This window comes from Cellulophaga geojensis KL-A (assembly GCF_000568425.1).
In the GTDB taxonomy this organism is placed as follows: Bacteria; Bacteroidota; Bacteroidia; order Flavobacteriales; family Flavobacteriaceae; genus Cellulophaga; species Cellulophaga lytica.
Genome location: NZ_ARZX01000002.1, coordinates 41,944 through 67,477, shown reverse-complemented (window position 1 = coordinate 67,477; position 25,534 = coordinate 41,944). Strand labels below are relative to the sequence as shown.

Genomic DNA, 25,534 nt, shown 5'->3' with positions numbered 1-25,534 from the left:
TCCCTAGTATTTTTTTGAAAATCTTTTTCTAATTCACTTCCACTAACAAGACTTCCGGTTATAATTAAAGAAATAGGAAGAATATTTTTTTAAAAAAAATTATTCTTCTGATTAGAAGTAATTATTATCGAATCCTTTTGAGCATAGATACAAATAGTATTGAAACTAAAAATAAAAATAATTAATAAGGCTGTAGATTTCATAATGTAATTTTTTTTAGTTTAAATCTAAACCAGAAATCTAAAGAAACTTTAAAGCAAATTCTCTTTAAAATTTCTTTAGATTCTCTATCTACTTTTAAAAAATATAATTCTATTATAATCTTATTTCAAAGAGTTGATTGATATTCATTTTATTGTAAATCCCATAGCAGGTTCTGGTAATAATATTTTTACTACAGAGTATCTGCAATCATATTTTAATGCGGAATTATATATTGTAAAAATTAAAGTATCAGAATATAAAGGGCATCCTTTAATTTTAGCGCAAAAGTCTATATCGCAAAGAGCTAATATAATTGTTGCGTGTGGAGGTGATGGTACAATAAATGAAGTAGCTACTAAATTGGTAGGGACCAATATCATCTTTGGTATTGTTCCTTTAGGCTCAGGTAATGGTTTAGCTTCAAATTTAAAAATACCATTTTCTATAAAAAATGCTCTGTTAAAAATTAAAATTAAAAACGTCGAGAAAATTGATATTGGCCTAATTAATAGTAAACCATTTTTTAGTAATATGGGAATAGGTTTTGATGCTGAAGTTATTAAAGATTATGAAAAATTTGAAAGAAGAAATTTTTATAGTTATTTAATATCTAGTATAAAAACATTAAGAAGATTTAAAAAGAATACAAAAAAAGTAATTTTATTAGATAAAGGTAAAAAACTAATAAATCCGTTTATGGTTTTTATTTCTAATACAAATCAAATGGGATATGGTATTAGCTTAACTCCTAAAGCTTTATTAAACGACGGAAAGCTAGATGTTGTAGTTATTCCAGAAATATCTAAAAGAAAAATTATTTTATTAGGATTATTAATGTTGCTAAAAAAACCACACCTCTTTAAGCCTTTAGAATATTATCAGTCTAATTCTTTAGTTGTTAGAAACTTAAGTAAAAAACCCTTAGACAGTCAAATTGATGGTGAGTATACTAAGCAAATGAATGATATGTTAAATATTGAAATATTAGAACAGTCATTATCTGTCATTGTGTAGAAATTAAATCCTCCTTTTACAATAAACTAGCTTAAGATTATCTTTAGAATTGAACAATACTTTTAACACTTAAATAATTTAATTGTTGAGTATGGAGGTGTTTAATAAATTTTTATCTAAAGTTAAATTTACAAAACCTATTGTAACTTTTTTTTTAATTGGATTAGCTATTACAACTTTAAGTAGAGTTTTTATTCTAATCTTTTTCTGGGAGAGAGTTTCAAGCTCAGAAAACTTTTGGATGTTATTTCCAATTGGAATTAGAATGGATGTTATATTATTAAGTTATATCTCTATTTTACCTACATTTTTAATTGTCTTTTTACCTAACGTAGCTTTAAAATTTATAAAACCATTTTTCAGGTATTTTTTAGGTATAATGTTAGTTCTGTTCCTATTTATGGAAATAGTTACACCTACATTTTTATTACAGTATGATACTCGACCAAATAGACTTTTTATAGAATATTTAATATACCCTAAAGAGGTGTCTAATATGTTATTAAAAGGTTTTGGTTTACAGATATTACTTTGTGTTTCATTACTTGTTTTAGGTTCTATATTTATATTTAAAAAAAGTAAAAACTGGTTTTCCTTAGATTTTAGTACTCAGTATAAATGGAAAATTTTTCTTTTTCCTTTACTAGCTTTTTTATTATTCTGGGGAGCTAGATCGTCATTAACATCTTTAAGACCAATAAACCCTAGCAGCGCTATTTTTTCGCCAGATCAATTTACCAATAGTCTTGCAATGAGTTCTTTATATACTGTTTCATTTGCTGTTTACTCTTTAAGAGATGAAGTAAATAGTAATAAGATGTATGGAAGAATGGATGAGAAAGAAGCCATAGAAAGAGTCCAGAAATATATGACAACAAATGGGGCTTCTAGTTTTACTAACAAGGATATTCCTTTATTACATCAGCAAATTAGTATTCATAAAACTGATAAACCATATAATTTGGTGATTTTTCTACAAGAAAGTTTGGGAGCAGAGTATGTTGGTTATATGGGAGGTTTGCCATTAACTCCAAATTTAGATAAACTTTCAAAAGAAGGTTTAGCTTTTACTAATTTGTATAGTACTGGAACAAGAAGTGTGAGAGGTATAGAGGCAGTTGTATCTGGTTTTTTACCAACTCCTAGTAGAAGTGTTGTTAAGTTAGGTAAGTCACAACAAGGTTTTTTCACTTTGGCAGATGTGCTTGGTAAAAAAGGATATGAAACTAGTTTTATATATGGGGGGCTTGCTAATTTTGATAATATGGCAAGTTTTTTTAATGGTAATGGATTTAAGAATATTGTAGACGAGAACGATTTTGATAAAAATGAGTATGCTTTTAAGGGGGTATGGGGAGTCTCTGATGAAGACCTCGTAAAAAAAGCAAATTCTCTATATAAATCTTACGGAGATAAACCATTCTTTTCATTAATGTTTTCATCTTCAAATCACGAGCCATTTGAGTTTCCTGATGATAGAATTGAATTGTTTGATAAAAAGAAAAATACTGTAAATAACGCTATTAAATATGCAGATTATGCGATAGGTAAATTTTTTGAAGCTGCTAAAAAGGAAGCTTATTATAATAATACTGTTTTTATCGTGATTGCTGATCATAACACAAGAACTTACGGTAAAAACTTAATACCCGTAAATAAGTTTCATATTCCTGCATTAATTATAGCTCCAGGAATAGAAGGAGGAGTTAATTATGATAAACTATGTAGTCAAATAGACATTCCTCCAACCTTATTAGATCTTACAGGGTTAACTGTTGAAACCCCAATGCCAGGTAGAAATATTTTTGAATTGGATTCACTTACTCCTGGTAGAGCAATGATGCAATTTTATACTACAAATGCATTTAGGGTAGGTAATGATTTAGTTGTTCTACAGCCTAATAAACCAGCAGTTCAGTTTCAATTATTAAATGACACCGTTTTTATAGAAAAACCATTAGATAAGGAGTTAGCAAAAGATGCTCTAGGTCATATAGTTTCTGCTTCTAATATGTATAAAAATGGTACGTATAAAATTGAATAATCAAATATAAATCAAGAAATTTTATTAAAATGAAATTACTATTAAGTACAGTTTTAATCATACTACTTTTATCTTCTCAACTCGTTAGCTCTCAAAAATCAGATATCGAGAAGGCGGGTGATATAGGTTTATTACTGGTTCCAGTATCAGCTTTGTCTTTAACACTATTAAAAGAAGATAAAAAAGGAGCTTGGCAATTTACAAAAGGGTTTATTTTAAATAAAGCTCTAACATACAGTTTAAAAGTAAGTATTAAAAAACCTAGACCAGATAATAGTAACACTAAAGCTTTTCCATCAGGACATACCTCTACAACATTTCAAGGAGCATCTTTTATTCATATGCGATATGGTTTTAAATATAGCATATTACCATACGCAATAGCTGGATTTACTGCATTTAGTAGAATAGATGCTAATAAACATGATGGTTGGGATATACTAGCTGGTGCAGTAGTTGGGATCGGCAGTACATATTTATTTACAACACCATATCAAAAAAAACACTTAGAGCTTGTGTACAATAGTTATGAAGGGTCTCATTTATTAGGGTTAAAATATAAATTTTAAAAATAATAGTTTTGAGTAATATAGTAGATAAAACTAAGGAATATTGTCTAAAAATAATAAGAGAAAGTAATTGTAAATACTTAGCTTTTCATAATGAAGAACACACGCTGGATGTATTAAGGAATGTAAGAATAATAGGGGAGTACGAGAAAATTTCTGAACGAGATATGGAAATTTTAAAAATAGCTGCACTATTCCATGATACAGGTTTTTCTTTAGATTATAGTTGTCACGAAGAATCTAGCGTTATTTTAGCTAATAATTTTTTAAAACAGAATAATTACAAAAGTGATAAGTTACAAACTGTTATAAGCTTAATATTGGCTACAAAAATGCCGCAAAATCCAATGTGCGAAATAGAAAAGATTCTGTGTGACTCAGATTTATTTCATTTAGCGAGTGATAACTTCATCGTTAAAAATAAATTACTAAGAACAGAATGGGAAAATCAAATTAATTTAAAATTTGAAGACCTAGATTGGTTAAATTTAAACATAGAATTTCTACAAAATCATAAATACAAGTCAAATTTTGGCTGTATTAAATTGGAAAAAGATAAATTAAAGAACATCGTTTTATTGGAGAAAGAAATTAAGTCAAAGTACTCTAATTGATTAAGTATTTTTATAAATTTTATTTTTGTGAAAAATTTTCAGCTGTTATTAATTTATAGATCTCAATTTTCACTAGTTTTTCACAATAATTCTCACACATTATTTTTATAACCCATTGTGATTTAGGTAACTTGATATTTATATAAGCTTTATGATTGTCACTTTTAAATTATCGGGTTTTCCATTTTAATTTAACGGTAACAAAATGCGCTATTTCGTTAATTGTTATAAATTGCCTTATAATTTACATTATGTAAAATAGGATTATTTAGACTCTTACTCTTCTCTATAAATTAATGTAAATTTTTAGTTGGTAAGCTTTAGGTTATCAATAATGTGTTTGCCTACATTTTGGCCTTGTACAACACCATTATCAATTGCAGCTCTGTAATGTATACCACCATACAAACGGCTTATAGCAGCTTCATTAGCTGCAGCATTAAAAGACGTAAATTTTCTGCTTGGCAAACCAAAAGGCAATTCGGTGTCATCTTTAAAGCTAAAATTATCACCAAACAAATGTGTTAATATAGTTGCAGATGCTCCAGAAACCACAGAATGCCCACTCGTATATTCAGGAAAAGGCGGCGTTTGTAATAATGGTGTCCATTCTTTATCAATAGTATTGTTAATTAATGTTTCGGGTCTAATTAAATTGCTACGGTATTTCTCATCCCAACAACTAATAAAGGCATCAAAAATACCAATAGATGTTATAGTATTTGCGTGTACAGCAGCTGTAAAGTCTAGCTTATGCTGTTTACACGCTATTTTTGTTATTCCCATCCAATGTGCACCTGGAGTAATTTTTTTTGTGGCAATCATTAAATGGCCTTTGCTTGTAGATACATACGGGTTGCAATCCCAAAACCTTGCAATTGCTACTTCCTCTGTGGTATCTCCGTTTTTCCTAATCTTGTTCGTAACTGTGTATACTTCTTGCAATTCTTTATAAAACGCACTGTTGGGTTCCATAGAAAACTCAGGATGCCTTTTTGGTTTAAACTGTGCTGCAGAATCTAGTACCATTGTTCTTATTTTGTTCCAATGTGGCTCTATACCATCCATATAAGCTGGTGGCGTTGGTTGCCACCTGCTAGGATTATCTGTAGTAACTTCATACCCTACAAAAGATCTTGTTTCTTTATAATTATCTTTGTGTAACCAGTCTTTTATACGGTTAGCAACTTTTAAACCGTATGCTTTAGATGCTGTAAACTCTGTTGCGTTGGTCTTTTTCCAACTAGTAAAAAGGCTATCTGCGTACGTAGTTACAATGTTGTCTTTAAAAATAAGTTCTTTACTAACATCTATATATGCAACAAGTGCAGCAACTTTTAAATTAACATCTTTTGGTGCTTCTGGAATAGATTCTAGACTTTTTATTTTAGTAGATAAAGAGCTGTATTTTTTATTGTTTTGTGCCATAATTTCATACGCTGCAACATTAGGATACATATATATTCTGCTTGCCACAGGTGGCGAAAATATATCATGTATCATAGTTTCTGTAATTTTATCTACGGCGATAAAATACGCATCTACAGATACTTCTATTGCTGCATTCTCCTTTTTGCAAGATACTACTGTACATAGGCAAAGCAAGATAAAAAAAGTGTACTTGCTATATATATTACTTTTTATTTGATGCATTTTATACGTTTTAGTTGATGTAAAAACTTTTAGCTATAGTATTGTTTTGTGTTGCTATAATAAGACTACTATTTGTAGCTGTTTTTGCTTCAATAATATGATTGGATTGTTCTGGAACATAAAAACCAGATTCACTATTGTTTACCACATTAAATCCTGTTTTACTTCCTTTTAGGTAGATACCTTTTATGGCTCTTGTAAACCCGTATACAGTTTCAGAAGTAGTGTTGTTGCCAACCAAAAGAGCATCTAAAAATCCATCTTTATCTATGTCTTTAATAAGAATATCATTTATTGGTGCAAGCTGACAAATATTAGGTAGTTTATTAATTATAAAGGTGTTATTGCCCAAGTTTTCTATATAAACGCTTGCAAATATAGTTGCTTTTAAGGTTTCTTCTTTTAGGTTTTTTATTTCTAATAATTCTGTAAAAGAAGGATTTGAAAATGCTGCATAGCTACTATACTTTTGCTTTAATACCACCAATTGTTTTACAATATCATCTCTTGTTTGTACTGGTAACAAAACGTTATTTTTATCTAAATCTGTAAAATACTGAGCAATTATTGGATCTATACTACCATTTTTATCAAAATCTTGCTTGTATACATACACTGGTTTGTTCTCTTCTGGACAAACAAAACTATTTTCTCCTTGGTTTCCAGCAATAAAATCTATATCACCATCATTGTCAAAATCACCTGCTTTTATCGTATTCCACCAACCCGAAACTTCTGTAGTCTTATTTCCTGTATTTACCCAGTTAGGAGTAATCTTTTTTAAAGTGCCATTGTTGTTTATAAAAATTGAAATAGACATCCACTCGCCTACTACAATCAAATCTTGCCAACCGTCATTATTAACGTCTTGCCAGGTTGCATCTGTAACCATTCCTATTGTGGTTAGTTCATCGTTTTTAACAGTACTAAAAACGCCTGCATTGTTTTGTAATAAGCTACTATTTGGCGCAGTTGGGTAGCTTCCTTTTACCAATCTGCTACCAACAAAAACATCTATATCTCCGTCTTTATCATAATCATTAGCCGTAATGCAGGAACCTATATTTTGTAGCTTTGGTAAGTTATTATTCGTCAATGTAAATTGTCCAATACCATTATTAATATAAATTCTGTCTTGTAATACATTAGAGTTGCTATCAAACTCTGCTCCACCACTAGCCACAAAAAGGTCTAAATCCTTATCATTATCAATATCTATAAATACAGCGGCTGCATCTTCATATATACTATCTAACTTTTGAGTAATTTGATAAATGCCATCTTTATTTTGAGTCCATATAGTAGACGGCTGGCCTTTACTACCACCAATAAAAAGCTCATCTCCCAAGGTTTTATTAATATTTGCTGCCGCTATACACGGTCCTAGTTTAGAGTACTGACTCATTAACAAATGTTGAGAAACGTAATCATGACCACTATTTTCTTGGTGTTTAAATGGTAAAATTGATGTGTTATTTTTTAATAAGGCTAATTCTAAAGCAGATGTATTATTAGTTACTTTAGCATATTTAATATCTACCTCTAAAACAGTGTTTATTTTAGGATTATATACCTTTGTTATTTGTTTATTTGGCCATATTATATGTAAAGAGTCTACAATAGTATCTTTTATTCCAAAATGAATAATAGGTTCTACAGAGGACAAATACCCGCGTGTAAGAGATTGATATTGTGTTTGCATATTGCCATTAGACCATAATTTAATTTTTGTTCCAATAGCTTTACTATTTTTTTTGTTTCCTTTTAATTTTAGTCTTAAAAAGTTGGACTCAGTAGTTAGATCTGTTGTATTGTTTTGTAAAATAAAAGCCTTTTGGTTAATGTTATTTACAACAATATCTAAGTCGCCATCATTATCTAAATCTGCAAAAGCTGCGCCATTACTAAAAGATTTTTCTGTACTCCCCCATTGTTTACTAACGTCTTTAAATTTTAAATTATTGGTGTTTTCATAAAAATAATTAGGAATAAAAACACCAGGAGCTTTAGAAATAAGTGCAGACAACTGTTTGTTTTTAGTTGTTTCTGATCCAAAAATTGTGCTTTGCTTAGAGTAGTTTATAAAATCTAAATCTGTAATATCCTTTACATATCCATTAGTAATATAAATGTCTTTATCGCCATCATTATCAAAATCTACCATCATAGGAGACCAGCTCCAATCTGTAGCTGCTACGCCAGAAAATTTAGCTGTTTCACTAGCTTGTACAACAGTATTGTTTAACAATCCATTATGTATTTGCAACGTATTACGCATAAATTGTGAACTATAATTGTTGCGTTGTGCAGTTAAAAATTTATCATAATTATGTGGACCTAACATACTTTTTTGCCGCTTGTAGCTTTTAGGTAACATATCTACAACCATAATATCTGGGTAGCCAGAGTTAGTTACGTCTGCAACATCTACTCCCATACCATTAAAGCTTTGTACACTTAACAATTCTTTATTAAATTCTGCAAACCCTTTGTGCTTATGAGTAACAGTATCTACACCATTATTTATATACACTAAATCTTCAGTTAAAAAATCATTAGATACATAAATATCTGGTAAATCATCATTATTAAAGTCCTGTACAGCTACACCCAAAGAAAATCCTTTGTGTTTAATCCCTAAACTGTCTGATACATTTGTAAAAACAGGATGTTTTATACCCTCTACGCTATCATTACGCAATAAATAATCTGCTAGCTCTTTGGTATAATAATGTTTAGGAACAGGTGAATTTTGAGAAAAACGAGAGCTCCCATTGTGAATAATAAAAACATCTAAGTCTCCATCTAAATCATAATCAAAAAATACGGCTTGCTGACTATTGTTAGGGTCGTTTAATTGGTAAGCAGCAGCTTCTTCTGTAAATGTTGGTATTCCGTTTTTAGTTAACCCATTATTAATAAAAAGTAAGTTGTTGCAATTGCCACTGCAATTTGGTCCGCCTACACTTAAATAAATATCATCCCAACCATCTGCATTAATATCTATAACAGTAACGCCTGTTACCCATGAAGTTGTAGTAAAATTTGCAGCTTGGGATATATCTTTAAAAGTTAACCCTCCATTATTTAAATATATTTTAGAAGATACTTGGTTACCTGTAAAAACTACATCTTGTAAACCATCGTTGTTAAAGTCACCAATACCAACTCCTCCTCCATTATATATGTACTGAAACGTAACAATGTTTAAACTGTCATTACCCGTAATAGTATTGTTAAACTCAACATTAGTAGCAGATGTTTGCAGTAAAGTAAACCTATTGTTGCTAGTAGATTTATTACATGAGGTAGTAAGTAATACCACTGCACAAATTAGTAATATGTGTTTCAAAATGGTTAGTTTTTTATAAAAGGCAAGTTATAAAAAAAGTTTTAGAAGAAATTTTAAAATAATGACACATTTTTTTTGCTTTTACACACAACTATTTGTGCAACCATAAGCCCAAACTACCAGTAAAATATGGGAGTTAAAACAACTAACTTTTAATTGGAGTTTTTAACAAAAAAAAAGTGAAATTATTTGTCATTTTAAGGACCTAAACAACATCCAAGAATTATAGCTAAAACGTAAATAAGGTTTAACCTTAAACAAAACACAATGAGAACACTAAGTATTATTTTATTTGCTTTAGCAACTGCTGTTACAACTACGTTTACAACAGCATCATTTACGGGAACCTACGATGGTTTTGAAGATGAAATGTATGTGTTTACTACAGATGAAGGACAAACAATGGAGTTTGATGAAGTAAGTCCGGAAACTTTAGAGAAATATGACTTGTTAGACGAGTCTTTTAAAGAAAAAACATTCAAGGTAACCTATGAGGTGGTTACTTACACTAATGACGAAACTGAAGAGGAGGAAGTAAAAAACATTTTAACTGACTTAACATTATTAGAAGAGTAATTAAAACAACAAAAAGCGTTGCTAGTCTGCAACGCTTTTTACTATTAGCTAGTAATAAAACTAAAATTTAACATATTTTCTTACATTTTTAATAATTACCTGATAAACAGTTAGTTAAGTAGATGGTTTTTGTTAAAAATGTAACAATTTAACATTAAAAAAAGGATAAAACCATTTTTTATAACATCTAAAGCATTTTTTAACGCGTAGATATAACAGTTATTAACCCTAAATTAATTTGAACACTATGAAAACTTTATCAATTGTATTATTTGCATTAGCTACGGCTGTAACATCTTTAGTATCAACAGAAAGCGTAACTGCTACCTATTCTGGTTATGACAACGAAGTATATCAATTTTCTGCTGAAGATGGATCTACTTTGGAATTTCAAGGAGTAAGTTCTGAAGCATTAGGTAAGTACGACTTGTCTGACGATGCTTTTAAAGGTAAAACATTTACAATTACGTATGAATCTGAAACGGTAGTAGATGATGAAACGGAAGAAGAAGTAACAACAAGTATTATTACTGATTTAGAATTGCAAGAGTAATTGCTTAAAATCATTAATTTATTAAAAGCGTAGCTATTTTAGCTGCGCTTTTTTTATTTTTAATAAACATACAAACTATTAATTTTTAATACCTTAAATTTTATAGCGTAGACAAATTTTTAACTTTAATATAATATTAGGTTTAAACATTTGATTTTTTAGTGTACTATATGTATCTTCAAATAAAATACTAGACCTATGAACATAAACTTTCACTACGATGGTGTTACTGCAAGTAACCGTTTGGAAATATTAGCCGCAAAAAAAATTGATAAACTTTTAAACAAGTATGATTTTATTGTAAGTGCAGACATTTTTTTTAAAAAAGAGAATACATCTTCTCCTGAAAAAGGAAAAGTAATTGGTGTAAGGTTAAGCGCTCCTGGACCTAGATTATTTTCAGAATCTAGTGAGGCATCTTATGAAGCCGCAATTACATCTAGTATAGATGATTTAAGCAGACAATTAGAAAAGAGAAAAGCTAAAATGAAAACACATTAATAATCTGTTTCCATTTTAACTTTTAGCAACGTCTAAATTGTAAAAAAACTGTTAGTATATTAGTATGCTAACAGTTTTTTTAATTCTGTAATAAACCTTTGTTTTGGTTGGTATTTTGTTTCTAAGTCTTTTGCAAAAGGTATTGGGGTTTCTATACTTGCCACACGCTTTACTGGCGCATCTAAATACTCAAAACAGTCTTCCATTACCATTGCAGATATATCACTAGCAATACCACCAAACATACTATCTTCTTGTAAAATTATAAGTCGGCCTGTTTTTTTAACAGATGTATAAATAGCTTCTTTATCTAAAGGAGTTAAAGTTCTTAAGTCTATTAGGTCTGCACTAATTTCTGGTGTGTTTTCTAAACTTTCTAATGCCCAATGCACACCAGCTCCATAACTAACAATAGTTACTGCAGTACCTTCTTTAATTAGGCTTGCTTTTCCAATTGGTAAAGTATAATAACCTTCTGGAACATCTTGGTAAACGCTCCTGTACAGTGCTTTGTGTTCAAAAAATAAAACCGGATTTGGATCTTCTATTGCTGTAGCTAACAATCCTTTAGCATCATAAGGAAAAGCTGGGTAAACTACTTTTAAACCTGGTGTTTTTGTAAACCAAGCTTCATTTGTTTGTGAATGAAATGGCCCTGCTCCCACACCGCCACCACATGGCATACGCACCACTACATCTGCTTTTTGTGCCCATCTGTAATGAGATTTAGCTAACAAGTTTACAATAGGATTAAAACCACTACTTACAAAATCTGCAAATTGCATTTCTACAACAGCTTTGTGCCCGTTAATAGATAACCCCATTGCTGTAGATACAATTGCAGATTCACAAATTGGAGTATTGCGTACCCGTTCTGTTCCAAACTCTGCTACAAAACCTTCGGTAATTTTAAAAACACCGCCATATTCTGCTACATCTTGCCCCATAATAACAAGGTTTTCATACTTATCCATAGCTTGCTTTAAGCCTTCAGATATGGCATCAACCAATCGTATGTTTTTAACGTTATCTGTAGGTGTAATAGCTTTAAAATTAAATGGTTTGTACACATCATTTAATTCGTTTTCTATGGTAGATGTTATTGCTGGTTCATCAAAAGCAACTTGTAAATTGTCATTAATTTCAGCTTTAAAATCTGCCTTTATGGTTGCAATTAAATCGTCTGTTAAAATGTTATTATTTTTTAAAAAAGCTTCGTAATTAGCTATTGGATCTTTTTTTGCCCATTCATCTAACAATGAATTTGGTACATAAGCAGTGCCACTAGCCTCTTCATGACCACGCATTCTAAAAGTTAAAAATTCTATTAATATGGGTCTAGGATTTTTTCTAATACTCTCACACAATTTAGTTACTTTACCGTAAACCTCTAATATATTGTTACCATCTATTTGGTGAGACTCTATGCCGTAACCTATACCTTTATCTACAAGATGTTCACAGTAATATTGTTCTTTAGTTGGTGTAGATAAGCCGTAGCCGTTGTTTTCAATACAAAATAAAACAGGTAATTGCCATACAGCAGCAACGTTTAAAGCCTCGTGAAAATCACCTTCGCTGGTAGCGCCTTCTCCTGTAAATACAGCTGTTACCTTGCTATTATCTTTTAACTTATTTGCCAAAGCAATACCGTCTGCTACACCTAATTGCGGACCAAGGTGAGATATCATTCCAACAATATTAAATTCTTGTGTTCCAAAATGAAAACTACGATCTCTACCCTTAGTAAACCCGTTTGCTTTTCCTTGCCACTGAGAAAATAACCTATATAAAGGAATGTCCCTTGTTGTAAACACCCCTAAATTACGGTGCATAGGAAGAATATATTCGTTTTTTTGTAAGGCACTAGTTACGCCAACAGCAATGGCCTCCTGGCCAATACCACTAAACCACTTAGAAATTTTGCCCTGACGCAATAAAATAAGCATTTTTTCTTCAATTAAACGTGGCTTTATCATACGTTTGTACAGTAATAACTGTTCTTCTGAAGAAATTGTTTCGTTATTGAATTCCATTTAGCGGAAAATTTTATAAATTGAGAATTAAAAGTAACAAATAAGAAGAGATGTTGTTACAAAAATTAATAATTTATCAAAAAATGTTAGATTATTATTAAATTTGAATATAAAAAATATTAAACTATGAGTTCTATTCCAAGTGTCAATTTACAGGAATTTTTATCTGACGACAAGACACAAAAAGAAAAGTTTATCAAGGAAATTGGTAGTGCTTTTGAAAACATAGGTTTTGTTGCCTTAAGTGGCCACTTTTTATCTGATGAGTTAGTGGCAGATTTATATGAAGAAATTAAAATCTTTTTTAATCAGCCTCAAGAATTAAAAGACAGCTATGAAATTGAAGGTATTGGCGGTCAGCGTGGCTATACTTCTTTTGGTAAGGAGCACGCTAAAGGTAAAAAAGAAGGAGATTTAAAAGAATTTTGGCATTTTGGACAGTATGTAGAAAATGATCCTAAATTAGAAGCAGAATACCCAGACAATGTTATTGTAAAAGAGCAACCAAAATTTAATGCTGTTGGTAAAGAAACATTTAAAATGTTAGAAAAAACAGCTAAATATGTGCTTAGAGCACTTGCTTTGCACTTAAATTTAGAAGAAACTTATTTTGATGATTACATTAAAAACGGTAATTCTATTTTAAGACCTATACATTACCCACCTATTAAAGATGAGCCTAAAAATGCAGTACGTGCAGCAGCTCACGGAGATATTAACCTTATTACATTGTTAATGGGTGCACATGGTAAAGGTTTGCAAGTTAAAAACCACAATGGTGAATGGGTAGATGCTATTGCACGCCCAGATCAGTTAATGATTAATGTAGGTGATATGTTGTCTAGACTAACAAATAACAAATTAAAATCTACCATACACCAAGTTGTTAATCCGCCTAAAGAGCTTTGGGGAACTTCTCGTTACTCTATTCCATTTTTTATGCACCCAGTTAGTGAAATGCCGCTAAATTGCTTAGAAAATTGTGTAGATGAAAATACCCCTAAACAGTTTGATGATATTACTGCTGGTGAATTTTTACACGAAAGATTAATAGAATTAGGACTTATTAAAAAGTAATAATTAAAAAAATAACTATACAAAACAACTAAATATTGGCATTTAAAACTCCAGTATTTGGTTGTTTTTTCTTTTTTATATTGATAAAACCCCTAAATAAGCATTAAACCAATATTTTAATACAATGGACTTACAAGACCAATTAAAAAATCTTTTTCCAGATCATAAACCATCAGAAGAAACAGAAAAAGAGACTCCTAAAAGTGATATTTGGTTGCAAGACGACCCTATTATTTGCAAGTATGAAAAACGTAAAGGAAAACCTATTACCATATTAGAAGGGTATACTGGAGCCGATAAAGATTTTAAACTTTTGGCCAAAGAACTAAAGCAAAAACTTAGTGTTGGTGGTAGTTTTAAAAATGATAGTATTATTATTCAAGGCGACTACAGAGATCAGATAATGAGCATATTAAAAGAGAAAGGTTTTAACGTAAAACGGGTTGGCGGTTAAAATTGTTAATTTTTTTTTGATTATTTAGATAAAAATGTAATTTTAAGAGTTCAAATCTAGAATACTACTATGAGTTCTACCTTACACATAACCAACGGAGGAAACTTTACAGATAGATTGAAAAACTTGCCTATTAAAGGAGACATTATTACCTGGAATGAAATGTTGTGCGAAGGCAAAACATTAAACAATGTAGGTAGTGAAAGTTTCTGGAAAACTAGGTTCGATTTTTTAAGCAAAAACTATAAGGTTTCAAAAGCAAAATTTATAGATCTTACTTTAAAAGAGTACAGGTCTTTATGTAATCACAAAAAAGAAGATAAAATAGTTTTGTGGTTTGAGTATGATTTATTTTGCCAAATTAATATGCTTGCTGTAGTAAGTTGGCTAAAAATGCACCGCAGATATGCAGAAATATCTGTAGTTTGTAGTGGTGAAATTGAAGGCCAATCTAAACTTTTTAGTTTAGCTGAGTTAACAGATGAGCAATTACTAAATCATTATGAAGAACGTACTTTTTTACGTCAGGACGATATAGAATATGCAGATTATATATGGCAATTGTATTGTAGTGATAACCCAATAAGGTTAGAAAACTTAACAGATTTTGCTAAATATAGGTTTCCTTACCTAGAAAAAGCTATAGAATTACATTTACAGCGTTTCCCTTCAATTAAAAATGGGTTAAATTCAATAGAAAATAATCTTTTAGAATTGGCATCAACCCAAAAACCAAAAACCAAAAACGAGTTTGTAAAAAAACTGTTATTAGCAGATAATAGTTATGGTTTTGGAGATATTCAATATCAAAAAATGATAACTTCTTTAAAACCTTTATTTGGCTCTTTTAATCCAGTTAAATTAACAAAAAAAGGAAAAGAAATACTAGAACAACAAACAAGTTATTACTCTTGTATACAAGACAATAACATTTACCTGGGTGGTGCATTAAAGTACAACTTTTTGTACAACACCAACACAGACAGAATCCTTAAATTATAATATGCAATTAAGTCCATCGGAGTTAATTTTAAATGCTGACAATAGCATTTATCACCTTAATATATTACCAGAAGACATAGCAACTACCATAATTACAGTTGGTGACCCTGACAGAGTTGGTGAAGTTTCTAAATATTTTGATACTATTGAACTAAAAAAAGGTAAAAGAGAGTTTGTTACACATACTGGTGTGCTTAATGGGAAACGTATTTCTGTTATTTCTACAGGTATTGGTACAGACAATATAGATATTGTTTTAAACGAATTAGACGCTTTGGTAAATATAGATTTTACCACAAGAACTATTAAAGAAGAAAAAACAAGTTTGGATATTATTAGAATTGGTACATCTGGTGCAATACAAGCAGATATTCCAATAAATTCTTTTTTATTAAGTGAATACGCTATTGGTTTAGATAGTTTATTACAGTTTTACGATAGCAAACACGTACAAAATATAGCAGTACAAGATGCTTTTGTAAATCATACCAATTGGGCAAAAGATAAATCTACGCCTTATGTGGTTACTTGTAGCACAGAATTGGCAGATAAAATATACTCAGATAAGTTTGTAAAAGGTTTTACCGCTACAAATGTTGGTTTTTATGGTCCTCAAGGCAGGGTTTTACGTTTAAACACTCAGGATAATGATTTAAATAGTAAAATAGCTTCTTTTAGATATAACAATTTAAAAGTTACCAATTTAGAAATGGAGACTGCTGGTATTTATGGCTTGGCCAAATTATTAGGACATAACGCACTTTCTTTAAATGCTATTTTAGCCAATAGAGCTAATGGAGAGTTTTCTGTAACACCATCAGAAACTGTAGAAGAATTAATAAAATATACGCTAAACAAGCTAACATAATACTATTGAAGACAGTAAAAATAATAGGAGTTCCAGAGCATTTTAATTTACCTTGGCATTTAGCTATAGAAGAAAATGCATTTAAAGATCGTGGTATAAATTTAGAATGGACAGATATTCCTGAAGGTACAGGAAGAATGTGCCAATTGCTAGCAGATAATGAGGCAGATATTGCTATTATACTTACTGAAGGTTTAGTAAAAAGTATTACTGCAGGTACAAAAGCTAAAATTGTACAAGAGTATATTGCTACGCCTCTTTTGTGGGGAATTCATGTAGGTGCAAATAGTGAGTACCAGACAATAGAGGATCTTATAAACACCAAAGCTGCAATTAGTAGGTTTGGGAGTGGTAGTCATTTAATGGCTTATGTAAATGCACAAAATGAAGGTTGGGATACTAGCAAATTACAATTTGAAGTTATTAATAATTTAGATGGCGCTGTAGAAGGGTTAACAAAAGGTACTGCTGATTATTTTATGTGGGAACATTTTACAACAAAGCCTTTAGTAGATAATGGAACTTTTAGGAGAGTGGCAGACTGCCCTACTCCTTGGCCTTGTTTTGTGATTGCAGCAACAGATAGTTTTATTACAGAAAATTCTGGTACACTACAACACATATTAGAGGTAATTAATATGTATACAGAAGAATTTAAAACCATACCAAGTATAGATAGGACTTTAGCTAATAGATATGAGCAAAAGTTAGATGATATACAAGAATGGTTGTCTAAAACACGTTGGAGCCAATCACAACTAAACACAAAAACCTTAGAAAAAGTACAAGACACACTGCTTTCCTTAGATTTAATTGATAAGAAATTAGACAGTAGTACTATTTTACTCTAATAAATTAGCTTAATTACCATTCTATTAGCGTTTTGCCACTATCTTTTAGAATGGTATTAGCAGTACTAAAATGTTTATTTCCAAACCAATAGCCTCTGTTTGCGCTTAAAGGAGATGGGTGTCCGCTTGTTAAAATATGGTGCTTTTTAGTATCTATTAACTTTGCTTTTTTTTTGGCAAATCCGCCCCAAAGTAAAAAAATAACACCTTCTTTTTCATCAGATATTTTTTTAATAATAGTATCTGTAAACGTTTCCCATCCTTTTTTTTGATGACTACCAGCCTCGTGTGCTCTAACAGTTAATGTGGCGTTTAATAACAGTACTCCTTGTTTTGCCCATCGTTCTAAATTACCACTCTTAGGATACGGTATATTTAAATCGGACTCTAATTCTTTAAAAATATTTATTAATGATGGTGGATGTTTAATACCGTCTTTAACAGAAAAACACAATCCGTTTGCTTGGTGTGGGCCGTGGTACGGATCTTGACCAATAATTACAATTTTAGTGGTATTAAAAGAAGAATAGTTAAACGCAGCAAAAATATCTTCTGTTGCCGGAAAGCATGTGTTTGTGTTATATTCTTTAGTAACAAAGGCAGTTAGTTCTTTAAAATATTCTTTTTTAAACTCTGGTAAAATAATAGGACTCCAACTTTTAGATACGTTTGCTTTCATTCTTTATCAAAACTAATTAATCCACTAAAATAATATTATCTTTAAACCCTTGAAAAAATTTACGCATTGAAAAAATTAAAATTCCCTTCTGCACAAGCCATATTACTAGTAATTGCAGCATTAGTTGCTGTTTTAACTTACTTGGTTCCGGCTGGTAAATATGATACGTTAACTTATAGTGAAACAGATAATACATTTATAAGGTATGGCGAAGATACGCCTACAACACTGCCAGCTACGCAAGAAACCTTAACTACGTTACATATAAATATTCCTTTGGAAAAATTTAAAAACGGAGATATAAGAAAACCTATTGGTATACCAGACACTTACAAACAAATTGATGCTCAGCCACAAGGAGTAACTTCATTTTTAAAATCACCCATAAAAGGAATTATAGAAGCGGCAGATATTATTTTTCTAGTGCTAATTATTGGTGGTTTAATAGCTATTATGAATTTAACTGGTGCTTTTGATGCCGGAATTGCTTGGTTGGCTCAAAAACTACAAGGAAAAGAGTATATACTAATAATATTAGTTACTTTCCTTATTGCTATGGGTGGAACAACTTTTGGCTTAGAAGAAGAAACAATAGCCTTCTACCCTATTTTAATTCCTATATTTTTAGCTGCAAAATATGATGCAATGGTTGCATTAGCATCTATTTATATTGGATCTTGTATAGGAACTTTGGCTTCTACTATAAATCCGTTTAGTGTTATTATAGCATCTAATGCTGCAGGTATAAACTGGACATCTGGTATAGATGGTAGAGTTATTACTTTAATTTTAGGACTTGTAATTTGTATTATCTACATTATTAGATATGCACAACGTGTTAAAAAAGACCCTACCAAGTCTATTATTTATGATCAAAAAGCTGAAATTGAACATTTGTTTGGATCAGACGCTAGCAAGGCCAACTTAAAATTAACTGCAAGACTACGTTTAATATTACTTGTATTTATAGCTTGTTTTGTTGTAATGGTTTATGGAGTATCTAGTTTAGATTGGTGGTTTGTAGAAATGACAACGGTATTTTTAGTAGGTTCTATTATTATTGGTGTTATTGCAAAAATTAAAGAAGCACAGTTTATAGATACTTTTGTAAAAGGAGCCGGAGAATTACTAGGCGTAGCTTTTATTATAGGTATTGCTAAAGGTGTAACGGTTTTAATGCAAGATGGTGCAATTGGAGATACATTATTGTACTACGCCTCTAGTGTTACCAATGGTATGGATAAAGGAATCTTTATTAACTCGGTAATGTTAGTATATAGCGGACTTTCATTTTTTATACCTTCTACATCTGGTATGGCTGTTTTAAGTATGCCAATTATGTCTCCATTAGCAGATACAACAGGCATTGGCAGAGAAATGATTGTAAATGCTTACTTATATGGTATGGGATTATTTAAATTTATAAACCCTACAGGATTAATACTTGCTTCTTTAGCAATTGTAAAAGTGGGTTACAATAAATGGTTAAAATTTGTGTGGCCTTTAGTGGCTATTTTAACTGTGTTTTTAATGATAGTACTTACAGTGTCTGTTTATTTATAACAAATTATATTGCTCATAATAAACATTTTAGTAATGTTTTAAACTTATGTGCCAGTACCACATAAAAAATTAAGGTTTACAATACCAAACTTATATTATAAACCTTAATAAATTTATTTTTTAAAGCTAAAGTTTTTACAACTTCACAATCTGTGCAGAAGCCATAAATGAATCTTGCATACGTTGCATGCGGTCATCAAACTTGGTTCCAAAAACCAAATATTGACACCTGTTTATGCTTTCTGGTGTTCTAATAATTTCAGAAAACAGGTGTGGTTTAATTAAAAACTCGGCATCATCTACAATAAACAATTGCAATACATTTAAGTTAATACCATTAGAGTAAAATATTTTATTTAGCCTTTTAGGAGTGGCAATTACAATGTCTACACCATCATAAATATCATCTCTTTGATCGTCTATATTTTGCTCTTCATAAGCACAATACGTACGTATAGACATTCTAAATGTAAACTTATCAAACTCTTGCTTAAGTTCTAATGCAGCCTGTTTATCCTTTACAAAAATTAATGCTCTTGGCGCGTCTTCAAACTCTGCACATTTTAATTTTTGTAATGTGCTAATAACCAAAGCTGTTGTTTTACCAGATCCTTTAGGAGCTAAACCAAATATACTTGCACCACCCTTAATTTTTGAGAGTACTTTAGACTGAAACGGTGTTGGTTCAGTTATTTTTAAACGTTCTAGAGCTTCTTTTAATTCTGGATGTATTTTTTTAAACGACATCTTATATTTTTTTGTAGTTGTATAGTACTTACTAAGTAACTAATTTATGAAACAGTTATATTTGGTTTGTGGTCTATTTTAAAATTACATGAATTTGCTATAAAACACATTTTATTAGCTTGTTTATGTAATTCATTTGCTTTTTCTAACATTTTAGCATCTGTAATTGTAACTTTTGGTTGTAAAGTTACCCCGGTAAACTTTCCGCTTCCATCTTTAGTTTCTTCCATAGTGCCAATAGCATTATCTACATAAGAATTTACCACAATTTTATGTGTAGAGCATAAATGTAAATACCATAGCATATGACAAGAAGATAAGGAAGATAAAAAAAGGTCTTCAGGATTATATTTTGTTTTATCACCTAAAAATGAGGGATCTGATGATCCTTTAATTTCACCGTATTTATGATTTGCTGTTATTGTATGGTTTCTATTATAAGATGTATAGTTTTGGGTACCATTACCCTCATTACCCGTCCACGATACTGTTATCTCGTAATTGTGTTTTTTCATTCTTATAACTATTTATTAGCTGCTATTTTATACCACACACCATAATTGCAAAGGTACACAACAATAACTATTAGGTTAACAACATACATTTTATTTTACTACAAAGCTTAGCTACTTTAGTAGTGTAATTAAAACGTAAATAAATTTTTCATTTTCATATAGTGTTCTCGTAAAAAGAGTCTTGTTTTTGCCAACAAGACTCTTTTTCAATTTAAAAACACTTACATCTTAAATTTTAAGGAATCCATTTGTTTTTTCCAAAGTCTGGCTTACGCTTTTCTAAAAATGCATTACGCCCTTCTTTAGCTTCTTCTGTCATATACGCCAATCTAGTTGCTTCACCTGCAAAAACTTGCTGCCCAACCATACCATCATCTGTTAAGTTCATTGCAAACTTTAGCATTTTTATAGATGTTGGCGATTTTTCTAGTATTTCTTGTGCCCACTCATATGCAGTATCTTCTAACTCATCATGTGGTATAACAGCATTAACCATTCCCATTTCATAAGCATCTTGAGCAGAGTAATTACGACCTAAAAAGAAAATTTCTCTAGCTTTTTTCTGTCCAACCATTTTAGCTAAATACGCAGAACCATATCCTCCATCAAAACTAGTTACATCTGCATCTGTTTGTTTAAATATTGCGTGTTCTTTACTTGCCAAAGTTAAATCGCAAACCACATGTAAACTATGGCCACCACCAACAGCCCAACCAGGAACAACGGCAATTACCACTTTTGTCATAAAACGTATTAAACGTTGAACTTCTAAAATATTTAACCTGTGCATACCATCTTCTCCAACATACCCTTGGTGACCTCTTGCCTTTTGATCTCCACCACTGCAAAAAGAGTATACACCATCTTTACTAGATGGGCCTTCTGCAGATAATAAAACAACACCTATAGATGTGTCTTCTTGTGCATCATAAAATGCTTTGTACAGCTCACTTGTAGTTTTTGGTCTAAACGCATTACGTACATCTGGTCTGTTAAACGCTATACGCGCTACACCATTGCACTTTTTATACGTAATATCTTCAAACTCCTGAGCTACTTTCCACTCAATATTTTTCATTTGTATAAATTTTAGGCTTCGTTTTTCTTTTCTTTTTCTGCTATCCATTTAGATAAGTATTTTGTACTCATCATACTATGGTGCTGTAGTAAACTACCAATAAAATTGGTGTTTCTATGCTTTTTTATATCTTTTTGCAAAGTACTAATTTTATTAGATAATTTATCCTCTAATTTAGATTTAGCGTAATATGTATTTAGAATTTGTTCACCATTTTTTTGAGCTTGCAACCATTTAGTTTCATTGGTATACAAGCTTATAGCAGATGCAACAAAACTGTTAACTGTAGTTGATATCTCTCCACTCCAAGGTAAATCACCGTGCATACCCTCTGCTCCTATTTGTGTGGTTACACTAGGTGTACCGTTACACATAGCGTCAACCAACTTGCCTTTTATGCCAGCACCAAAACGCAACGGAGCTAAATTTACTTTAGTTTGTTGCATAATTTGGTTTACATTTTCTCCCCAGCCATGCACAAGAAATCCTGTTTTAGGGTTATGCTTTTCTGTAATTTGCTGCGGTAAATAAGCCCCGTAAATGTGTAGGTTTACTTCTGGTAGCTCTTTACGTATTAACGGCCAAATTTCTTTATGTAACCACAACACAGCATCTACATTAGGTTTGTGTTTACCATTACCAATGCAAACAAAATCTTTTCTGTTTTTAAACAGCGGAAAATTAGTGCTTACACTTGTGTTTAACATAAAAGGAATATGCAGAAACAAAGAACTATCAATTTTAAAAGTATTTATTAGTAACTGCTCTTCATACATAGAAATTAGTAAAGAAAAATCGCAACGGTAAATGCTTGCAATTTCTCTCTTTGTAATTTCTTGCTCCTTTAAAAGCGTTTCTGTTACTGTACTATTTCCTTTTTTAAAAGCTTCTTCTCTTGTTTTTCGTAAAAAATGAAGATCCTCTGTATCTAAAATTCGCAATGCATTTGGTACAACTTGTGCTACGCGCCAACCAAATTGCTCTTCTGTTAAAAACCGATCGAAAACAACAATATTAGGATTTAAATCGCTTATAAAATCATTAAAACTAGCGTTATTAAGCTGTATTTGCTTTTCTGATACTCCTAAAGATGAAAAATCTACAGAGTACACAGATTTAGCTGCTGTACTGGCAAATGTAACCGTATAATTTTGTTGTTTAAAATATGTAATAAGCTGAAGAATTCTACTGCCAGCTGCCGTTGTTGTAGGCTCTGGCCATACAAAACCAATAAATAAAACATTTTTCACGCTAAAGGATTTACATTTTAGATGAAAATTTTTGAGAAATGCTTAATCGTAATTTACGCTCATAATCCTCCTCTAGCCACTCTTTATAGTTCTTAGTATTATTCATAATACAGTAAGAATATTGTCTAACACGGTACTGTATTTCTTCTTTAAGCTTCTTAGCCAAAATACGTGCATCAAAAACATCTTCACTATTTTCTACACATATTTTAGCGTGCTGCTCTATACTTTTTTCCAAGACCGATTTAGACTTTAATCCTTTAGCAAAAGCAGCCTTATATTCGGCTTTAATATCAAAAAATATGTTTTCAGATTTAGAAAATTCATCTCGTAAAGCTTGAGGCATTTCATAAACAAAATCGCGTTCTATTTCTTCATCATTCTTAATATTTTCTAAGAAAAAGTCAGGGAAATGAAAGATTTCTTGCCAGTCTATAGGCTCACTCCACAATCCAAATCTTTTTGTATTGTTTCCTAAATCTATAACCGTAAACTCATTTTTATTCTCTGTAACACGAGAACCACGACCAATCATTTGAAAATACAATGTTAAAGACCTTGTTGCTCTGTTTAATATAATGGTTTCTACGGTAGGCTCATCAAAACCAGTAGTTAATATGCTAACCGATGTTAATATGGCATCTGGTGTTATAGAAAACCACTCTAGAATTTCTTTACGTTCTGCTGCAGAATTTTTATTGTCTAAATGACGTATGTTGTAACCTGCTTTTTTAAAGGTTTCATATACGTAGTATGATGTACTAATACCGTTGTTAAAGATTAGTGTTTTAGTACCTTTTGCTAATTCTTCATAAGAAGATAATAGCTTACTTTGCATAGTTTGGTTGCTATACAACTCATCTGATGATTTAACGGTATAATCGCCATTAATACCCAGTTTTAAAGTTTTTAAACCAACATCATAACTATATTGGTTAGCTCTAGATAAAAAGTTACGTTTAATTAAAGATTGTATAGACTCGCCAATGATTAACTTTTTATAATTGTCTTTCATTGGTAGCTTAATATTAGAACTAAGCGGTGTTGCCGTTACACCAAGTATAGATGAGTCTTTAAAGTATTTAAATAACTTACGAAAAGAGTTGTAGTGAGCCTCATCAATAATAACAAGTCCAATATCTTTTAGCTCTACATTATCTTCTTGTAATCTATTATTTAGTGTTTCTACCATAGCTACAAAGCACATATAGCTATTTTGATCATTTAAATCTTTAACACTACTATTTATCACTTTATTTTCTACGCCAAAACTGCTTAACATTTTAGACGTTTGCGCACTTAGCTCTATTCTGTGAGTTAGTACTACAACTTTTTTATTTTTTTGAGCTATATATCTACGGGCAATTTCAGAAAAAACTACTGTTTTTCCGCCACCGGTAGGCAATTGATACAACAAGTTTGTACCAACAGGATTTTCATCAAAATATGTGAATATTTTGTTTAAATCCTCTAGTTGGTAGTCGTATAATGTTTTTTCTGTAGTTGTTCTCTGTTCTTCCAAATTGGATAACCTATTTTGTAATTAATCGTAGAAAAACGATGTATTTAAGTTTAAAAATAAACCTTGCTAAATTAGGCGATTTTTGTTCTTTTAGAAAACATTAGAGCATAAAACTGATAAAAAATGCTGATAAATAAAGATAATTACATTTAATCTATAGCATCTAAAGCTCTAGAAAATCCGTCAGAAAACATCCAATTATTATCTTGTGTGTGTTTATAAATAACTAAAATACGATCTTTAAACTCTGGTAAAATTGCATTAAGAGCAATGTACTGTATAGCTTGCTCAAAAGAGTTTAGCATACTTTTGTAAAAAGCATCTGGTACATTTTTGTGTACAGAAAATTCTTGAGCAATTTCTAAATTATACAGCATAACATCTGCAACCAAAGGGGCATCTACCCCTAGCAATAAAAAGTTTTTTATATATTTTTGAGCTACAGATCTGCGTGCTCTAGGGCGTTTACGTTTTACAGGAAAATACTCATTACCTATTTTTAACTTGGCTTCTTGTACTAGTTTTTCTTCTTTTGGGTTAAAAACAAAACTATAATAAGCTTTAACAGCCGGAAACTTCTCATAAAGTCCTAATAACTGTTCTTCTAATTCGCTTTTTTTTAATTCTGATAAATATTTTTTTAAAGCTCTTTTACTCATACAAAAATCTATAAGCCCGAAAGTTACCAAATAAAATAAACCTGCAATAATTTATTTATAAGCTGCTAAATTTACAAAAAGTAAGTTTTTTATTAATAAGTAATGTATAAACAGTATGTTAAATGTTTGGAAAATAACATTTTAAAATGTATA

23 protein-coding genes are annotated in these 25,534 nt (G+C 30.7%); 13 read left to right on the top strand and 10 right to left on the bottom strand.

Annotated elements, in window-relative coordinates:
* Positions 1-336: 336 nt before the first annotated feature.
* From KLA_RS02605 to KLA_RS02590, 4 genes are all read left to right on the top strand, one after another.
* A complete protein-coding gene (locus KLA_RS02605) occupies positions 337-1,218 on the top strand; it encodes a diacylglycerol/lipid kinase family protein (protein WP_034643537.1) in 882 nt (293 codons plus the stop codon).
* Between the two features lie 241 nt (positions 1,219-1,459).
* Entirely contained in the window at positions 1,460-3,262 is a 1,803-nt protein-coding gene (locus tag KLA_RS02600; RefSeq protein WP_232228765.1) for an LTA synthase family protein, read from the top strand.
* A gap of 29 nt (positions 3,263-3,291) precedes the next feature.
* Positions 3,292-3,831, top strand: coding sequence for a phosphatase PAP2 family protein (locus KLA_RS02595; RefSeq protein ID WP_034643529.1), 540 nt, complete (start codon positions 3,292-3,294; stop codon positions 3,829-3,831).
* Positions 3,832-3,842: 11 nt separating this feature from the next.
* The gene (locus KLA_RS02590) at positions 3,843-4,445 is read left to right on the top strand and encodes an HD domain-containing protein (RefSeq protein WP_034643527.1); all 603 of its coding nucleotides are present in this window, start codon (positions 3,843-3,845) and stop codon (positions 4,443-4,445) included.
* A gap of 306 nt (positions 4,446-4,751) precedes the next feature.
* Here the strand turns inward: KLA_RS02590 and KLA_RS02585 are convergent, their stop codons facing one another.
* On the bottom strand, positions 4,752-6,098 hold the full coding sequence (locus KLA_RS02585; RefSeq protein WP_034643523.1) for a vanadium-dependent haloperoxidase: 1,347 nt from the start codon (positions 6,096-6,098) through the stop codon (positions 4,752-4,754).
* Positions 6,099-6,108: 10 nt separating this feature from the next.
* A complete protein-coding gene (locus KLA_RS02580) occupies positions 6,109-9,450 on the bottom strand; it encodes a VCBS repeat-containing protein (protein WP_034643520.1) in 3,342 nt (1,113 codons plus the stop codon).
* Between the two features lie 267 nt (positions 9,451-9,717).
* On the opposite strand from KLA_RS02580, the gene KLA_RS02575 reads away from it, so the two are divergent.
* The 3 genes from KLA_RS02575 (at position 9,718) to KLA_RS02565 (ending at position 11,080) form a co-directional block, all read left to right on the top strand.
* Positions 9,718-10,026, top strand: coding sequence for a hypothetical protein (locus tag KLA_RS02575; RefSeq protein ID WP_034643517.1), 309 nt, complete (start codon positions 9,718-9,720; stop codon positions 10,024-10,026).
* Positions 10,027-10,273: 247 nt separating this feature from the next.
* Positions 10,274-10,579 (top strand): hypothetical protein, encoded by a 306-nt coding sequence (locus tag KLA_RS02570; RefSeq protein WP_013622480.1) that lies wholly within the window; start codon positions 10,274-10,276, stop codon positions 10,577-10,579.
* Positions 10,580-10,777: 198 nt separating this feature from the next.
* Positions 10,778-11,080, top strand: a complete 303-nt coding sequence (locus tag KLA_RS02565; protein ID WP_013622481.1) for an HPF/RaiA family ribosome-associated protein — start codon at positions 10,778-10,780, stop codon at positions 11,078-11,080.
* Between the two features lie 59 nt (positions 11,081-11,139).
* Here the strand turns inward: KLA_RS02565 and KLA_RS02560 are convergent, their stop codons facing one another.
* A complete protein-coding gene (locus KLA_RS02560; RefSeq protein ID WP_034643513.1) occupies positions 11,140-13,116 on the bottom strand; it encodes a thiamine pyrophosphate-dependent enzyme in 1,977 nt (658 codons plus the stop codon).
* 126 nt (positions 13,117-13,242) lie between these two features.
* On the opposite strand from KLA_RS02560, the gene KLA_RS02555 reads away from it, so the two are divergent.
* From KLA_RS02555 to KLA_RS02535, 5 genes are all read left to right on the top strand, one after another.
* Positions 13,243-14,193 carry an isopenicillin N synthase family dioxygenase gene (locus KLA_RS02555; protein WP_034643510.1) on the top strand — a complete coding sequence of 317 codons (951 nt, stop codon included), beginning with the start codon at positions 13,243-13,245 and terminating at the stop codon, positions 14,191-14,193.
* Positions 14,194-14,317: 124 nt separating this feature from the next.
* Entirely contained in the window at positions 14,318-14,647 is a 330-nt protein-coding gene (locus KLA_RS02550) for a translation initiation factor (RefSeq protein WP_013622484.1), read from the top strand.
* Positions 14,648-14,716: 69 nt separating this feature from the next.
* Positions 14,717-15,649 (top strand): DUF1835 domain-containing protein, encoded by a 933-nt coding sequence (locus KLA_RS02545; RefSeq protein ID WP_013622485.1) that lies wholly within the window; start codon positions 14,717-14,719, stop codon positions 15,647-15,649.
* Position 15,650: 1 nt separating this feature from the next.
* Entirely contained in the window at positions 15,651-16,517 is an 867-nt protein-coding gene (locus KLA_RS02540; RefSeq protein ID WP_034643507.1) for a nucleoside phosphorylase, read from the top strand.
* A gap of 5 nt (positions 16,518-16,522) precedes the next feature.
* Positions 16,523-17,368, top strand: coding sequence for a substrate-binding domain-containing protein (locus KLA_RS02535; RefSeq protein WP_013622487.1), 846 nt, complete (start codon positions 16,523-16,525; stop codon positions 17,366-17,368).
* 13 nt (positions 17,369-17,381) lie between these two features.
* On the opposite strand, the gene KLA_RS02530 is transcribed toward KLA_RS02535, so the two are convergent.
* Positions 17,382-18,047 (bottom strand): uracil-DNA glycosylase, encoded by a 666-nt coding sequence (locus tag KLA_RS02530; protein ID WP_034643503.1) that lies wholly within the window; start codon positions 18,045-18,047, stop codon positions 17,382-17,384.
* Between the two features lie 66 nt (positions 18,048-18,113).
* Here KLA_RS02530 and KLA_RS02525 point away from each other — a divergent pair, with 66 nt between their 5' ends.
* Positions 18,114-19,610, top strand: coding sequence for a YfcC family protein (locus tag KLA_RS02525; protein WP_034643500.1), 1,497 nt, complete (start codon positions 18,114-18,116; stop codon positions 19,608-19,610).
* A gap of 135 nt (positions 19,611-19,745) precedes the next feature.
* Here the strand turns inward: KLA_RS02525 and KLA_RS02520 are convergent, their stop codons facing one another.
* The 6 genes from KLA_RS02520 to KLA_RS02495 all read right to left on the bottom strand — a co-directional run bounded on the left by KLA_RS02520 (position 19,746) and on the right by KLA_RS02495 (position 25,381).
* A complete protein-coding gene (locus KLA_RS02520; protein WP_034643497.1) occupies positions 19,746-20,357 on the bottom strand; it encodes a DEAD/DEAH box helicase in 612 nt (203 codons plus the stop codon).
* A 44-nt stretch (positions 20,358-20,401) separates the two neighbouring features.
* Positions 20,402-20,872 carry an OsmC family protein gene (locus KLA_RS02515; protein WP_034643494.1) on the bottom strand — a complete coding sequence of 157 codons (471 nt, stop codon included), beginning with the start codon at positions 20,870-20,872 and terminating at the stop codon, positions 20,402-20,404.
* Between the two features lie 235 nt (positions 20,873-21,107).
* Positions 21,108-21,950 (bottom strand): 1,4-dihydroxy-2-naphthoyl-CoA synthase, encoded by an 843-nt coding sequence (locus KLA_RS02510; RefSeq protein ID WP_170932137.1) that lies wholly within the window; start codon positions 21,948-21,950, stop codon positions 21,108-21,110.
* 11 nt (positions 21,951-21,961) lie between these two features.
* Positions 21,962-23,200 carry a glycosyltransferase gene (locus KLA_RS02505; RefSeq protein WP_034643490.1) on the bottom strand — a complete coding sequence of 413 codons (1,239 nt, stop codon included), beginning with the start codon at positions 23,198-23,200 and terminating at the stop codon, positions 21,962-21,964.
* 10 nt (positions 23,201-23,210) lie between these two features.
* Positions 23,211-24,722 carry a DEAD/DEAH box helicase gene (locus tag KLA_RS02500; RefSeq protein WP_013622494.1) on the bottom strand — a complete coding sequence of 504 codons (1,512 nt, stop codon included), beginning with the start codon at positions 24,720-24,722 and terminating at the stop codon, positions 23,211-23,213.
* Positions 24,723-24,871: 149 nt separating this feature from the next.
* The gene (locus tag KLA_RS02495) at positions 24,872-25,381 is read right to left on the bottom strand and encodes a DUF6155 family protein (protein ID WP_013622495.1); all 510 of its coding nucleotides are present in this window, start codon (positions 25,379-25,381) and stop codon (positions 24,872-24,874) included.
* Positions 25,382-25,534 lie beyond the last annotated feature (153 nt).

Excerpts from the sequence above, each read along its gene's own strand:
- KLA_RS02600 (WP_232228765.1), top strand. The coding sequence starts at position 1,460 with ATGTTATTTCCAATTGGAATTAGAATGGATGTTATATTATTAAGTTAT.
- KLA_RS02595 (WP_034643529.1), top strand. The coding sequence starts at position 3,292 with ATGAAATTACTATTAAGTACAGTTTTAATCATACTACTTTTATCTTCT.
- KLA_RS02585 (WP_034643523.1), bottom strand. The coding sequence starts at position 6,098 with ATGCATCAAATAAAAAGTAATATATATAGCAAGTACACTTTTTTTATC.
- KLA_RS02575 (WP_034643517.1), top strand. The coding sequence starts at position 9,718 with ATGAGAACACTAAGTATTATTTTATTTGCTTTAGCAACTGCTGTTACA.
- KLA_RS02570 (WP_013622480.1), top strand. The coding sequence starts at position 10,274 with ATGAAAACTTTATCAATTGTATTATTTGCATTAGCTACGGCTGTAACA.
- KLA_RS02565 (WP_013622481.1), top strand. The coding sequence starts at position 10,778 with ATGAACATAAACTTTCACTACGATGGTGTTACTGCAAGTAACCGTTTG.
- KLA_RS02560 (WP_034643513.1), bottom strand. The coding sequence starts at position 13,116 with ATGGAATTCAATAACGAAACAATTTCTTCAGAAGAACAGTTATTACTG.
- KLA_RS02555 (WP_034643510.1), top strand. The coding sequence starts at position 13,243 with ATGAGTTCTATTCCAAGTGTCAATTTACAGGAATTTTTATCTGACGAC.
- KLA_RS02550 (WP_013622484.1), top strand. The coding sequence starts at position 14,318 with ATGGACTTACAAGACCAATTAAAAAATCTTTTTCCAGATCATAAACCA.
- KLA_RS02545 (WP_013622485.1), top strand. The coding sequence starts at position 14,717 with ATGAGTTCTACCTTACACATAACCAACGGAGGAAACTTTACAGATAGA.
- KLA_RS02540 (WP_034643507.1), top strand. The coding sequence starts at position 15,651 with ATGCAATTAAGTCCATCGGAGTTAATTTTAAATGCTGACAATAGCATT.
- KLA_RS02530 (WP_034643503.1), bottom strand. The coding sequence starts at position 18,047 with ATGAAAGCAAACGTATCTAAAAGTTGGAGTCCTATTATTTTACCAGAG.
- KLA_RS02520 (WP_034643497.1), bottom strand. The coding sequence starts at position 20,357 with ATGTCGTTTAAAAAAATACATCCAGAATTAAAAGAAGCTCTAGAACGT.
- KLA_RS02515 (WP_034643494.1), bottom strand. The coding sequence starts at position 20,872 with ATGAAAAAACACAATTACGAGATAACAGTATCGTGGACGGGTAATGAG.
- KLA_RS02510 (WP_170932137.1), bottom strand. The coding sequence starts at position 21,950 with ATGAAAAATATTGAGTGGAAAGTAGCTCAGGAGTTTGAAGATATTACG.
- KLA_RS02495 (WP_013622495.1), bottom strand. The coding sequence starts at position 25,381 with ATGAGTAAAAGAGCTTTAAAAAAATATTTATCAGAATTAAAAAAAAGC.